Origin of the sequence: Kribbia dieselivorans NBRC 106261 (assembly GCF_001552435.1) — a bacterium.
Lineage (GTDB): Bacteria > Actinomycetota > Actinomycetes > Actinomycetales > Dermatophilaceae > Kribbia > Kribbia dieselivorans.
In genome coordinates, this window is record NZ_BCRE01000159.1 from 1 (window position 1) to 13,677 (window position 13,677).

Below are 13,677 nucleotides of genomic sequence, written 5' to 3' on the forward strand. Positions count from 1 at the left end.
CGGGCGGCTCCTGCCGCCCACCCGTACCGGCGCCGCTGCGCGGGCTGGTCATCACCGCACCGTCGGCATCCGCTCGGCCCAGCCACTGAGCTCGGCGTGGCGCGCCCGCGCCCGCTCGAGCTGCTCGGCCACACGCACCGGGGCGGTGCCGCCCTTGGCGTCACGGGAGGCGAGCGACCCCTCGACGGAGAGGACGTCGCGCACGCCCGCGGTCAGGTGCGGGGAGATCGCGGCGAGGTCGTCGTCGGTGAGGTCCCACAGCTCGATGTCGCGCTCCTCGCAGGCGCGCACGCACGCGCCGGCGACCTCGTGGGCCACCCGGAACGGGACCCCCTCACGCACGAGCCACTCGGCGATGTCGGTCGCCAACGAGAACCCCTGGGGTGCGAGTGAGGCCAGCCGGTCGGTGTCGAAGACGAGCGTGTCGACCATGCCGGCGAACGCCGGGAGCAGCACCTCGAGTGTGTCGACGGCGTCGAAGACCGGCTCCTTGTCCTCCTGCAGGTCACGGTTGTAGGCCAGCGGCAGCGCCTTGAGCGTGGTCAGCAGGCCGGCCAGGTCACCGACCAGCCGTCCGGCCTTGCCCCGCGCCAGCTCGGCCACGTCGGGGTTCTTCTTCTGCGGCATGATGCTCGACCCGGTCGAGAACGCATCGTCGAGCGTGACGAAGCTGAACTCCTTGGTCGCCCACAGGACGACCTCCTCGGCCAGACGGGAGATGTCGACGGCGGTCATGGCGGCGACGAAGGCGAACTCGGCGACGAAGTCACGCGAGGCCGTGCCGTCGATCGAGTTCTCGACCGAGTCGGTGAACCCGAGATCGGCGGCGACGGCCTGCGGGTCCAGGCCCAACGACGATCCGGCCAGCGCGCCCGACCCGTACGGCGAGATCGCGGTGCGCGCGTCCCAGTCGACGAACCGCTCGACGTCGCGCAGCAGCGCCCACGCGTGGGCCAGCAGGTGATGCGACAGCAGCACCGGCTGCGCGTGCTGCAGGTGTGTGCGGCCGGGCATCGCCGCATCCGGGTGGCGCTCACACTGCGCGAGGATCGCCGCGACGACGTCTAGCACGAGCGCGGACACCGAGCGGGCATGGTCGCGCAGGTACATGCGGAACAGCGTCGCGACCTGGTCGTTGCGCGACCGGCCTGCGCGCAGGCGGCCGCCCACGTCGGCCCCGGCCCGCTCGATCAGCCCTCGCTCGAGCGCGGTGTGCACGTCCTCGTCGTCCTCGGCCGGGGTGTACGCGCCCGATTCGACGTCGACGCGCAACTGCTCCAGCGCCGCGAGCATCGCCTCGAGCGTCGGTTCGTCGAGCAGCCCGGCGCGGTGGAGGACCCGGGCGTGCGCGCGCGATCCGGCCAGGTCGTACGGCGCGAGCCGCCAGTCGAAGTGGGTGCTCTTGGACAGGGCCGCCAGGGCGTCGCTCGGTCCGCCGGCGAACCGGCCTCCCCACAGGCTCATGCGGGTGGGCGCAGTGGTCTCGCTGTCGGGCACCGGGTCTCCTTCGGTTGGGTGGGTCATCAGTCGCGTTCGGTCATCAGTGGCGTGCGGTCATCAGTGGCGTGCGGTCATCAGTATCAGTCACCAGTCACTCCCCCGTGTCGGCCAGGGAGAGCAGCCACGTGGCGATCCGGGTGGCGTCGTCCTCGGTCGCGGTGACGACGAGCAAGGTGTCGTCCCCGGCGATGGTGCCCAGCACGACCTCCATCCGCCCGTGGTCGATCGCCGAGGCGAGGTAGTTCGCGGCGCCGGGCGGGGTACGCACGACGACGAGGTTGCCGGCCGGGACGGCCGTGACGAGCAGGTCCTCGCAGAAGCGCCGGAGCCGACCGGTCACCTCGGTGTCCCCGATCGCCGCCCGCGGGCGTTGATCGGCCCCGCCACCGGGGATCGCGTAGACCAACGCCTTCCCGACGCGAACCTTCTCGGCCCCGAGGTCGAGCAGGTCACGCGACAGGGTCGCCTGGGTGACCTCGATGCCCTCGGCGGAGAGCAGATCGAGCAACTCGGTCTGCGACCGCACCGCGTGTCGGTCGAGCAGGTCCACGATGCGGCGCTGGCGTGCCACTCGGGTGTTCGGGGTCATGCCCTCACCGGGTCAGCAGCCAGGTCAGCAGTGCCTTCTGCGCGTGCAGGCGGTTCTCCGCCTCGTCCCACACCACGGACTGCGGGCCGTCGATGACCTCGGCGGTGACCTCGACTCCGCGGTAGGCGGGTAGACAGTGCAGGAACACCGCGTCGGGGGCGGCCGTGGCCATGAGCTCCGCGGTGACGGTGAACGGCACGAACGGGGACTCCGACCCCGTGCGACCCGACTTCTCGGACTCCATGCCCATGGACACCCACGTGTCGGTCGCCACCGCACGGGCCCCGGCGACCGCGGCGACCGGGTCGTCGGTCACCGTCACCGACCCGCCCTGGGCCGCCGCGAGCTCGGCCGCGCGGGCCAGGATCGCCGGGTCGGGCTGGTGGCTGGCCGGGGTCGCGATCGTCACGTGCAGGCCGGCCAGTGCGCCCCCGAGGAGGTAGGAGTGGGCCATGTTGTTGGCGCCGTCCCCGAGGTAGGTGAACCGCTGGCCGGGCAGGTCGCCCAGGTGCTCGCGCAGCGTCAGCAGGTCGGCGAGGATCTGGCACGGGTGGAAGTCGTCGGTGAGCGCGTTGACCACGGGCACACCCGCGTTCGCAGCCATCTCCTGGATCCGGTCCTGCCCGGCGGTACGCCAGACGATGGCGCGCACCTGGCGACCGAGGACCTTGGCGGTGTCGGAGATTGACTCGCGCTCCCCGATCTGCGCCAGGCGGCCGTCGACGGTGACCGGGTAACCACCGAGTTCGGCGACGCCGGTGGCGAACGACAGCTGGGTGCGCAGCGTCGGCTTGTCGAAGATCAGCGCGACCGCCCGCGGCCCGGCCAGCGGCTGATGCGCGTGCCGGCTCGCCTTGAGCTCGAGCGCAAGGTCGAGGATCTGTGCCTGCTCGCTCGCCGTGATGTCGTCGTCGCGTAGGAAGTGGCGCAGCGTCATGTCGTCTCCTGGGTGGCGGCGTCGAGCAGGGCGGGCAGGGCGTCGACGAACTCCTGCAGGTGGTCGGTGGTGATGATCAGCGGCGGGGCGAGGCGGATCACGTCCGGTCCGGGGGCGTTGACGATGAACCCGGCCGACCGAGCCAGCCCGGCCAGGGCCGGCGCCACCGGCACGGTGAGCACGAGCCCGAGGAGCAGCCCCCGACCCCGCACGTGCGAGATCGCCGGGTGGCCCAGGCCGGTCAGCGCGTCGGCGAACCACTGGCCGGTCTGCGTCACCTGCGCCAGGAGTCCGTCCGTCTCGATGGTCGTCAGCACCGCGTTCGCCGCGGCGCAGGCGAGCGGATTGCCGCCGAAGGTCGTGCCGTGCTGGCCCGCGGTGAGCGACCCCGACAACTCGGCGCCGAACGCGATGAGCCCACCGATCGGGACTCCGCCACCCAGGCCCTTGGCGACCGTGATCGCATCGGGCACGACGCCGGCGCGCTGGAAGGCGAACCAGTCGCCCGTACGCCCGATGCCGGTCTGCACCTCGTCGAGGATGAGGAGCGCACCCTTGGCACGGGTGATCTCGCGGGCGGCGATCAGGTACTCGCGACTGCCCTCGATGACACCGGCCTCGCCCTGGATCGGTTCGAGGAACACCGCCGACGTGGTCTCGTCGACCGCGGCTCGCAGCGCGTCGATGTCGCCGTAGGGCACGTGCTCGACGCCGGGCAACAACGGCGCGAAGGGAGCGCGGTACGCCTCCTTGGCCGTCAGCGACACCGCCCCGGTCGTGCGCCCGTGGAACGCGCCGACCGCCGCGACGATCCCGTGCCGGCCCGTGCGCCGAGCCAGCTTGATCGCCGTCTCGTTGGCCTCGGACCCGCTGTTGCACAGGAACACCGCCGACCCTTCGGGGGCCCCGCTCAACTGGAGCAGCCGCTCGGCGAGCTCGATCTGGGCCGGGGTGGTGTAGAGGTTCGAGATGTGGATGAGCGTGGCGGCCTGCTGCTGGATGGCCGCGACGAGCGCCGGGTGCCCGTGACCGAGGGAGTTCACGGCGATGCCGGCGAGCAGGTCGAGGTAGCGCGTGCCGTCGACGTCCCACACGTACGGCCCCTCACCGCGCTCGAGCACGAGCTGCGGGGTGCCGAACACCCCCATCACGGCGTGCTGGTACCGGTCGATGAGCTGGCTGCTGGCGCCGCCGTCGGGCGCGGTCGGTGTCGTGGTCATGCGTGGCCTCCGGGGTTCTCGCCATCGGTGTCGTCGTCGGCGGGGTCGGGCACGACCATCGTGCCGATGCCCTCGCTGGTGAATACCTCGAGCAGGATCGAGTGCGGCTGGCGCCCGTCGACGACGTGCGCCTGGGGCACGCCTCCGGCAACCGCGCGGATGCACGCCTCGAGCTTGGGGATCATGCCCGAGTCGACCCGCCCCAGGAGCTCGCGGGCATCGGAGAGCGACATCTCCGAGAGTAGGGAGTCCCGATCGGGCCAGTTGGCGTAGATGCCCTCGACATCGGTGAGCACGACGAGCTTGCGGGCCCCGAGCGCGACGGCCAGCGCACCGGCCGCGGTGTCGGCGTTGACGTTGAGGACCTGACCGGGCACGTCCAGGTCCGGCGCGACGGTCGAGACCACCGGGATGCGCCCGGCGGCCAACAGGTCCTCGACCGCCGAGGGGTCGACCTCGACGACGTCGCCGACGAGCCCGATGTCCTGCGACTGCCCGTCGATGACGGCCTCGCGGCGGCGGGCCTTGAACAGGCCGCCGTCCTCACCGGACATCCCCACGGCGATCGGGCCATGGTGGTTGAGCCGGTTGACCAGCTCGCGGCCGACCTGGCCGGTCAGGACCATCCGCACGACCTCCATGACCTCGGGGGTCGTCACCCGCAGCCCGCCCTTGAACTCGCTCTCCAGCCCGAGCCGGTCGAGCATCGACGCGATCTGCGGGCCGCCGCCGTGCACGACCACCGGCCGCAGCCCGGCGTAGCGGAGGAACGCGATGTCCTGCGCGAACGCGGCCTTGAGGTCATCGTTGGTCATGGCGTTGCCGCCGTACTTGACGACGACGAGGGCACCGCGGAACTCCTCGAGCCACGGCAGGGCCTCGACGAGGGTGATGGCCTTCGACTGCGCGACCCGCAGCGCGGCGGCGTCGATCGCCCGCAGGCGCTGCTGCTGCGTGGTCGTCATGACGAGTACTCCGAGTTCTCCTTGACGTAGTCGTACGTCAGGTCGTTGGTCCAGATCGTCGCGGTCTGCGTTCCGGCGTGCAGGTCGACGAGGACGTGGACCGCGCGCGGTGTCAGGTCGACCAGCGAGCGGTCCTCCCCCACTCCCCCGGCGCGGCACACCTGGACACCGTTGATCGACACGTCGAGGGCGTCGGCATCGAACTCCGCGGAGGTCGTCCCGACCGCCGAGAGCACGCGGCCCCAGTTCGGGTCGTTGCCGAAGACGGCGCACTTGAAGAGGTTGTTGCCCGCCACGGAACGGCCCACCTCGAGCGCGTCGGCCTCGCTCGCGGCGTTCACGATCTCGATGGTGATGTCGTGCGAGGAGCCTTCGGCATCGTGCAGCAGCTGCTGGGCCAGGTCGTGGCAGACGGTCGTGAGGCGCTCGGCCAGCGCGTCCGCCGAGACCGTCACCCCCGACGCTCCGGAGGCGAGCAGCACGACGGTGTCGTTGGTCGACTGACACCCGTCGGAGTCGAGCCGGTCGAACGTGGTCGCGGTCGCCCGACGCAGCGCGGCGTCCAGGGTGGCCGCGTCGGCCACCGCGTCGGTCGTCAGCACGACGAGCATCGTGGCCAGCGACGGCGCGAGCATGCCCGCCCCCTTGGCCATGCCCCCGACGGTCCAGCCGTCGCCGCTCACGACCGCCTGCTTGTGCACCGAGTCGGTCGTCATGATGGCCTGAGCCGCAGCCTCGCCACCGTCGCCGGACAGCGCCGCGACGGCCGTGTCCACCCCGGGCAGCAGCGCGTCCATCGGCAACAACTCACCGATCAGACCGGTCGAGCACACGACGACATCCCCGGCCGAGAGGTCCAGGGCGTCGGCGACCTTCTCCGCGGTGGCGTGCGTGTCCTGGAAGCCCTGGGCGCCCGTGCAGGCATTCGCGCCACCGGAGTTGAGCACGACGGCGTCGACGCGGCCGTCGGTCAGGACCTGTCGCGACCACTTCACCGGAGCGGCGTGCACCCGGTTGCTCGTGAACACGGCCGCGGCGCCGTGGTCGGGGCCGTCGTTGACGACGAGGGCCAGGTCGGACGCGCCGGAGGCCTTGATGCCGGCGGCGATCCCGGACGCGCGGAAGCCGGCCGCAGCGGTGACGCTCATGTCATGGGCTCCTGAGGTTGAGGTGGGACTGGGATCACGTGCGAGATTAGGGGGCGACGCCGACAACGGGCAGGCCGAGGGTCTCGGGCCACCCCTGCGACAGGTTGAGGCACTGCACGGCCGCCCCGCCCGTGCCCTTGGTCAGGTTGTCGACCGCCGCCACGGCGATGACCCGCCCGACGCGCTCGTCGAGGGTCACCTGCACGTGGACGAGGTTGCTGCCCACGACGTCGCTCGTGCGCGGCCAGCGTCCGGCCGGGAGCACGTGCACGAACGGTTCGTCGGCGTAGGCGTCGACCCAGACCTGACGCACCTGCTCGGCCGTCCCCCCGGGAACCGCCTTGGCGGTGCACGTCGCGAGGATCCCGCGCGGCATCGGCGCGAGCGTGGGCGTGAAGGAGACCGTCACCGGCTCGCCCGCAGCCGCGCTGAGGTTCTGTTCGATCTCGGGGGTGTGCCGGTGCACGCCACCGACCCCGTACGGCGACATCGCGCCCATGACCTCGGAGCCGAGCAGGTGCGGCTTGAGCGACTTGCCCGCCCCGGAGGTGCCCGAGGCCGCGACGATGGTGATGTCCTGCGCCTCGATGACCGGGTTCTGCGCCGCCAGACCCGGCGCCAGGGCCAGGCTCACGGACGTCGGATAACAGCCGGGAACGGCGATCCGCCGCGCGCCGATGAGGGCGTCGCGGTGCCGACCCGACGGCGCCGCGCGGTCGGCGAGTTCGGGCATGCCGTAGGGCCAGGACCCGGCGTAGGGCGTGTCGTAGTAGGTCGTCCAGTCGTCGGCGTGGCGCAACCGGAAGTCGGCGCCGCAGTCAATGACGGTGACGTCGTCGGGCAACTGCTCGGCCAGCGCCGCGGAGTGCCCGTGCGGCAGTGCGAGGAAGACGACGTCATGCCCGGCCAGCACCTCGACCGTCGTGGCCTCGATGATCCGATCGGCCAACGGGTGCAGGTGCGGGTGAATGTCTCCCAGCGGCGTGCCCGCGCTCGAGGCGGCCGTCACGGCGCCGACCTCGATGTTCGGGTGCCCCACGAGCAGACGGAGGATCTCGCCTCCGGCGTAGCCGCTCGCCCCGGCCACCGCCGCCCGCAACGTCACACCCTGTGTCAAATCATTCACCATGACGCATGACTATACATCCTCGATGGCGTCCACGTCTCACGCGAGCGGATCGTCCTCGCCGTACGGGAGGAGCGTGATCGTCCGCTCCGCCTCGGCGAGTCTCGCCTCGACGCTCCGCATCGTCTCGACCGTGTCGGCCCCGGCGCGAACGAACCGCCCCGACCACGCATCGAGCTCACCGGCCGCGATCGCCCGCACGAGGTCGACGATCGCCTGCGGCGACGTCCACTCGGTCCTGGCCACGTGAGCGGCCATGGCCAAGGTCATGTCGGTCCGCACCACGCCCGGGGAGACGTCGAAGGCCGCCACCCCGGCGGCAACCGTGCTGCCGGTCAGCCGGGCCAGCGCGGTCTTGGAGACGTTGTAGGCCGACGCGACCGCACCGGGCCGCAACGCCGCTCCGGAGCTGAGATTGACGACCCGTCCCCCGCGGACCTGCAGCCAGGGAAACGCGGCGCGGGTAACGAGGTACGGGCCGCGGACGTTGATCTCGAGGGTGCGCCACCACTGGTCGGGGTCGGAGTCCGGAAGGGGCACCTCGTCGTCGATGACGCCCGCGTTGTTGACGAGCAGGTCGATCCCGCCGTGGCGCTCCCCCACCGCGGTGATCCACCCCTCGACCGCCGACCGGTCGGTGACGTCGGCGACGCGGGTGGAGCCGCGTTCGACGACCCAGCCAGCCGCCTCGAGGGCGTCGGCGAGATGGGCACCGATGCCCCGCGACGCTCCGGTGATGATCGCCACCGGAGCGTCGTGGGCGCGGGTCGTGCTCGGACCGGGGTTCTCGCTCATCCGCGCAGCGTCGCTCCGGTCGCCTTCTTCGCGGCCGCGACCGCGTCGTCGCGCAACGCCGTGACCTGGGAGGTCTTGAGCGTCTTCTCGCTGCTGCGGAACGTCAGCCGGTAGGCCAACGACTTGCGGCCCTCGCCGACCTGGTCACCGCGGTAGATGTCGAACAGCGCCAGCGACTCGAGGTCTCCGCCGGCGCCCGAACGCACCGCGGCCTCGACCTCGGCCGCCGGCACGGACTCGTCGACGACGAGCGCGATGTCGGTGTTCGCGGCCGGGTAGGTGGACAGCAGCCTCGCCTGGGTCGGCGCGCCGGTAGCGGCGGTGAGCACGTCGAGGTCGAGCTCGCCGACCACCGTGCGCGCCGGCAGGTCGAGCGCGGCCACGACCTTCGGGTGCAGTTCGCCCGCGTACCCGACGAGCGTGCCGTCAGGCAGGGCGATCCGGGCGCACCGACCCGGGTGCCACGGCGCGAGGGTCGCCGCGGTCACGGTCAGTTCGGCCCCGAGCACCCGACCGACCTCCCGGCTCCAGCCGATGACGTCGTAGGTGTCATAGGCGCGCGGGATCACGCCCACACCGGCCGAGACGACCTCACCGGCGGCGGCGAACGCGATGTGGTTCGGCTGGGCCGGCACACTGTCCAGAATCGCGTCGAGGGTCGCGTCGTCGGGCCGACCGTTCAGCCGCGGCGTCGGCGCGGCCGTGGGGTTGTCGCCGCGCGTGACGAGCCCGGCCTCGAACAGCGCGACATCCCGGGCGCCCCGGGAGACGTTGCGGCGCAGGGTGTCGAGAAGGGTGTCGAGTAGCGAGGTGCGCATGAGCGGAGCCTCGTCCTGGAGCGGGTTCGCCAAGCGCACCGTGCGGCGGCGCTCGTCGTCGGCGGTGTAGCCGAGCCGGTCGAACAGTTCCTCGCCGATGAACGGGTAGCTGAGCACCTCGGTCAGGCCGTGCTGGGCCAGCGTCGTCGACGCCGCCCGGCGCACGAGCTGCCCGTGGGTCAGGCCGTGGCCCTGGTGCTGCGGCACGGCGGAGGGGATCTCGTCGTAGCCACGCACCCGCGCGACCTCTTCGACGAGGTCCGGGCCGTCGACGAGGTCGGGGCGCCACGTGGCGGGCAACACGGTGACCTCGTTGCCGGTGGGGTCGCTGTCGGTGACGGTGCACCCGACCGCCTCGAGGGTCGCGACGACTTCCGCGCGGGGGTACTCCAGCCCGACCAGGCGCGTCGGCAACGTCGTGTCGAACGCGAACGGAACCGGGTGCGCCGGGGTGCCCACGTCGGTGACACCGTCGTCGACGGTACCGCCGCCGTGTTCGACGAGCAGGTCGACGGCCAGCTGCGCGGCCACCGCGGTCACGGCCGGGTCCACGCCGCGCTCGAAGCGCTTGGACGCCTCGGTCGCCAACCGGTGGCGGCGGGCGCTGCGGGCGACCGTGGTCGGATCGAAGTGCGCGGCCTCGATCAGCACGTTCGTCGTCGTCTCGGTGACCTCGCTGGACTCCCCACCCATGACGCCGGCGATGGCCAGCACGGTCTCGCCGTTGTCGGTGATGAGCAGGTCCTCGGGGTGCAGGGTGCGTTGGACATCGTCCAAGGTCGTCAGTGTCTCGCCCGCGCGGGCGCGGCGGACCTCGATCGCGCCGTTGAGGCGGTCGAGGTCGAAGGCGTGCAGCGGCTGCCCGAGCAGCAACATGACGTAGTTCGTCACGTCCACGGCCAGCGAGATGGGGCGCATGCCGCTGGCCGTCAGGCGCGACTGCATCCAGGTCGGTGAGGCGGCGTTGACGTCGACCCCGCGGACGATGCGGGCGACGTACCGGTCGCAGCCGTCGCGGCCGTCGATCGGCGCTCCGTCGCTCAGGCGCACCGCGTGACCGCCGTCGTTGGCCGCGGCCACCGGGCGGGCGTCCGCCGCGCCGGGGTCCGTGAACGGCACTCCGGTCGACAGGGCGTACTCCCGGGCGATACCGCGCATCGAGAAGCAGTACCCGCGGTCGGGCGTGACGTTGACCTCGACGGTCTCCTCGTCCAGGCCCATGAGCGGGATGAGGTCGGTGCCCGGCGTGAGTTGGGCGAGCGCGTCCTCCTGACCGGCGAACCAGTCGGTGAGGACGATGATCCCGTCATGGTCGTCGCCGAGGCCGAGTTCGCGCGCCGAGCAGATCATGCCCGCGGAGAGGTGACCGTACGTCTTGCGCGCGGTGATGGTGAAGTCCCCGCCGAGCACGCCTCCGGGAAGGATGACCGCGACGAGGTCGCCGGGCTCGAAGTTGTGCGCGCCGCACACGATGCCCTGCGGCTCGCCGGTGCCGTTGGCGTCGCCGACGTCGACCTGGCACCAGTTGATCGTCTTGCCGTTCTTCTGCTCCTCGGGGGTGCGCTCCAGGACGCGCCCGACGACGAGGGGTCCGACGACGTCGCCGCCGTGCAGGTCCTCCTCCTCCAGGCCGACGCGCACGAGATGCGCGGCGATCTCGGCGCCCGTGGCGGCCGGGTCGACCTGCACCAGGTCACGCAGCCATTCGACCGGTGCGTACATCAGATCTCCATCCCGAACTGTGCGCTGAAACGGACGTCGCCCTCGACGATGTCGTGCATGTCGCCGACGCCGTGGCGGAGCATGAGGGAGCGTTCGATGCCCAGACCGAACGCGAACCCGGTGTACTTCTCGTCAGTGATCCCGGCGGCGGCCAGGACGCGGCGGTTGACCATGCCGCAGCCGCCGACCTCGATCCAGCCGGTGCCGCCGCAGGTGCGGCACGACGGGTTGGTGCCGCCACAGATCCAGCACTGGCAGTCGATCTCGGCGCTGGGCTCGGTGAACGGGAAGTACGACGGGCGCAGGCGGGTGACGATGCCCTCGCCGAACAGGCGCGAGACGAACGCGTCCAGGCTGCCCTTGAGGTGGGCCATCGTGATGCCTTCGTCGACGACGAGGCCCTCGAACTGGTGGAACACGGGCGTGTGCGTCGCGTCGAGGTCGTCGGTACGGAACACCTTGCCCGGACAGAGCACGTAGATCGGCGGGTCCTCGCGGAGCATCGTGCGGATCTGGACCGGTGAGGTGTGCGTGCGCAGCACCAGGCCCGACCCCTCCGGCTCGACGAAGAAGGTGTCCTGCATCTGCCGGGCGGGGTGGTCTTGCCCGAGGTTGAGCGCGTCGAAGTTCAGCCACTCGGCCTCGACCTCGGGGCCCTCGGCGATCTCCCAGCCCATGGCCACGAAGATGTCCTCGACCCGCTGGGTGACCAGGCTGATGGGGTGGCGCGCGCCGGAGCGTCGTCGGGTGACCGGGACGGTGACGTCCAGGGCCTCCTCGACGAGGATCCGGTTGTCTCGCTCGACCTCGAGCTCGCCCTGCCGTGCAGTGAACGCCGAGGCCACCCGCCCGCGTGCCTGACCGACCCGCTTGCCGGCCTCGGCCTTGGCGCTGGGCGGCAGCGCACCGATCTCCCGGTTGGCCAGGGCCAGTGGGGACTTGTCGCCCTGGTGGGCACCGCGCAGGCTCTTGAGCTCCTCCAGCGACGCGGCGGCGGCGACGGCGGCCAATGCCGCGGTCACCGCCTGCTCGATCGCCTCGGGCTCCAGGGCTGCGACCTCGACCGGGTCGTAGCTCGTGTTGGGTCCAGACATGGTCGCCAGTCTATGGCCGCCGCAGGTGGAGTCGCGAAGGCGTTGTTGACCTGTGGACACGCGGCCCGGTCGACCCGGGTCGCGACCGGCTCAGCCCCGCTGGACCCGCGCCGACGCGTACAGGCAGATCGTCGCGGCCATCGCGAGATTGAGCGACTCGGCCAACCCGTGGATCGGCACCTTGAGCACCTCGTCGCAGGCGTCGCGCACCTCGGGTTCCAGCCCCCAGGCCTCGTTGCCCATGACCCAGGCGTGGGCGGAGGACAGATCGGCCTCGTCGATCGTGCGGGTCGCCGATCCGTCGGCGGCCAACAGTCGAATGCCGGCGCCGCGAAGCTCCGCGATGATCTCGGGGATGTCGAGTCCGGTCACGACGGGGATGTGGAACGTCGATCCGGCGGTCGAGCGCACGACCTTCGGGGACAGGACGTCGACGGAGTTCGTCGAGACGATGACCGCGTCGGCGCCAGCTGCGTCGGCGCCACGGATCACCGTGCCCGCGTTGCCGGGGTCACGCACGTTCGTCAGGACGACGAGCAGTTTCGGCCGGCGCGCGAGGATCTCGGCCAGCGTCGGCTCGGCGATGGCGACGACGGCGACGATGCCCTGGGGCGTGTCCGTCTCGGACATGGCCGCCAGCACCTCGTCGCTGACCTCGTGGACGTACCGCGACGCCTCCTGCGCGGTCTCGATGATCTCGGGGTACCGCTGCGCGGCCTCGGGCGTGACGTAGACGTCGACGACTCGGCCGGCGGCGTGGCGCACCGCTTCGCGTACCCCCTGCGGACCCTCGACGAGGAACCGTTGGGTGCGTTCACGCACCGAACGCCGGCCCAGGGCTCGTACCGACTTGACCCGATCGGATCTCGGGTTGGTCAGGACGGCCATGGACCGGCGTTCGTGGTGGTGCAGGGGTGCGCTGAGGTCCGCTGCCCGATCAGGCAGCGCCCTCGGCGGCGTCGGCCTGGACCGGGACGTTGGCCTTGGCGATCTCGACGAGCGCGGTGAACGCGGCCGGGTCGTTGACGGCGAGCTCGGCGAGCATGCGGCGGTCGACCTCGACCTCGGCGTGCTTGAGGCCCTGGATGAAGCGGTTGTAGGTCATGCCGTTCTCGCGGGCCGCAGCGTTGATGCGCTGGATCCAGAGGCGACGGAAGTCACCCTTGCGGGCGCGACGGTCGCGGTAGGCATAGCCGAGGGAGTGGGTGACCTGCTCCTTGGCCTTGCGGTAGAGCCGGCTGCGCTGACCGCGGTAACCGCTGGCGCGCTCCAGGACGACCCGGCGCTTCTTCTGGGCGTTGACTGCCCGCTTCACGCGTGCCACGTGAGTTCTCCTTGTTCGTGTCTGTTGGTCTGTGGGACCGAGTCATCGCGCGGGGCGCGGACCCGGTACGGGCTGCGTGCGACGCAGACCCGGTACGGGCTCACTTGCCCAGGAGTCGCTTGATCCTCTTGGTGTCGGCCGGAGCCAGGACGACGTCGCTCGCGAGACGACGCGCGTGCTGCGGGGTCTTCTCGTGGAACTTGTGGACGTGGTTGGCGCGCTGGCGCATGATCTTGCCGGAGCCGGTGATCCGGAAGCGCTTCTTGGCGCCGGAGTGGGTCTTGTTCTTCGGCATCTCGCCGATCTCCTTGTGGTTGTGGTGGTGCGGTCGGTGGGCGTGCGTCAGTCCGAGGACTTCGGCTGCGCGGCCCGGGGGGTGCGGGCCGGTGGCTTCGGCCCAGGGGTCTTGCCGCCGCCGCGGGGAGCGGGCGGGCGGGGC

The 13,677-nt window shown here is 71.6% G+C and carries 13 protein-coding genes; all 13 read right to left on the reverse strand.

From position 1 onward, the window contains the following. Positions 1-51: 51 nt before the first annotated feature. The 13 genes from argH to rpmI all read right to left on the reverse strand — a co-directional run bounded on the left by argH (position 52) and on the right by rpmI (position 13,533). Positions 52-1,464, reverse strand: a complete 1,413-nt coding sequence (gene argH / locus KD1_RS12640) for an argininosuccinate lyase (protein ID WP_245627402.1) — start codon at positions 1,462-1,464, stop codon at positions 52-54. Between the two features lie 127 nt (positions 1,465-1,591). Further along, positions 1,592-2,089, reverse strand: a complete 498-nt coding sequence (locus KD1_RS12645; protein ID WP_068402445.1) for an arginine repressor — start codon at positions 2,087-2,089, stop codon at positions 1,592-1,594. Between the two features lie 4 nt (positions 2,090-2,093). Then, positions 2,094-3,026 (reverse strand): ornithine carbamoyltransferase, encoded by a 933-nt coding sequence (gene argF / locus KD1_RS12650; RefSeq protein WP_068402447.1) that lies wholly within the window; start codon positions 3,024-3,026, stop codon positions 2,094-2,096. Beyond that, positions 3,023-4,246 carry an acetylornithine transaminase gene (locus KD1_RS12655; protein ID WP_068402449.1) on the reverse strand — a complete coding sequence of 408 codons (1,224 nt, stop codon included), beginning with the start codon at positions 4,244-4,246 and terminating at the stop codon, positions 3,023-3,025. The genes argF and KD1_RS12655 overlap by 4 nt, the downstream gene beginning before the upstream one ends. Continuing rightward, positions 4,243-5,211, reverse strand: coding sequence for an acetylglutamate kinase (argB, locus tag KD1_RS12660; protein WP_068402451.1), 969 nt, complete (start codon positions 5,209-5,211; stop codon positions 4,243-4,245). Before argB ends, KD1_RS12655 begins: the two co-directional genes overlap by 4 nt. Further along, positions 5,208-6,359, reverse strand: a complete 1,152-nt coding sequence (argJ, locus tag KD1_RS12665; RefSeq protein WP_068402452.1) for a bifunctional glutamate N-acetyltransferase/amino-acid acetyltransferase ArgJ — start codon at positions 6,357-6,359, stop codon at positions 5,208-5,210. Before argJ ends, argB begins: the two co-directional genes overlap by 4 nt. 46 nt (positions 6,360-6,405) lie before the next feature. Continuing rightward, positions 6,406-7,488, reverse strand: a complete 1,083-nt coding sequence (gene argC, locus KD1_RS12670; protein ID WP_157073336.1) for an N-acetyl-gamma-glutamyl-phosphate reductase — start codon at positions 7,486-7,488, stop codon at positions 6,406-6,408. Positions 7,489-7,524: 36 nt separating this feature from the next. Next, a complete protein-coding gene (locus tag KD1_RS12675; RefSeq protein WP_068402456.1) occupies positions 7,525-8,280 on the reverse strand; it encodes an SDR family oxidoreductase in 756 nt (251 codons plus the stop codon). Then, a complete protein-coding gene (pheT, locus tag KD1_RS12680) occupies positions 8,277-10,820 on the reverse strand; it encodes a phenylalanine--tRNA ligase subunit beta (RefSeq protein ID WP_068402459.1) in 2,544 nt (847 codons plus the stop codon). The genes KD1_RS12675 and pheT overlap by 4 nt, the downstream gene beginning before the upstream one ends. Beyond that, on the reverse strand, positions 10,820-11,914 hold the full coding sequence (gene pheS / locus KD1_RS12685) for a phenylalanine--tRNA ligase subunit alpha (RefSeq protein ID WP_068402461.1): 1,095 nt from the start codon (positions 11,912-11,914) through the stop codon (positions 10,820-10,822). Before pheS ends, pheT begins: the two co-directional genes overlap by 1 nt. Before the next feature lie 90 nt (positions 11,915-12,004). After that, positions 12,005-12,802: a TrmH family RNA methyltransferase gene (locus KD1_RS12690; protein ID WP_068402462.1), complete on the reverse strand. Its 798-nt coding sequence runs from the start codon at positions 12,800-12,802 to the stop codon at positions 12,005-12,007. 49 nt (positions 12,803-12,851) lie between these two features. Next, a complete protein-coding gene (rplT, locus tag KD1_RS12695; protein WP_068402464.1) occupies positions 12,852-13,238 on the reverse strand; it encodes a 50S ribosomal protein L20 in 387 nt (128 codons plus the stop codon). A gap of 100 nt (positions 13,239-13,338) precedes the next feature. Beyond that, on the reverse strand, positions 13,339-13,533 hold the full coding sequence (gene rpmI, locus KD1_RS12700; protein WP_068402466.1) for a 50S ribosomal protein L35: 195 nt from the start codon (positions 13,531-13,533) through the stop codon (positions 13,339-13,341). Positions 13,534-13,677 lie beyond the last annotated feature (144 nt).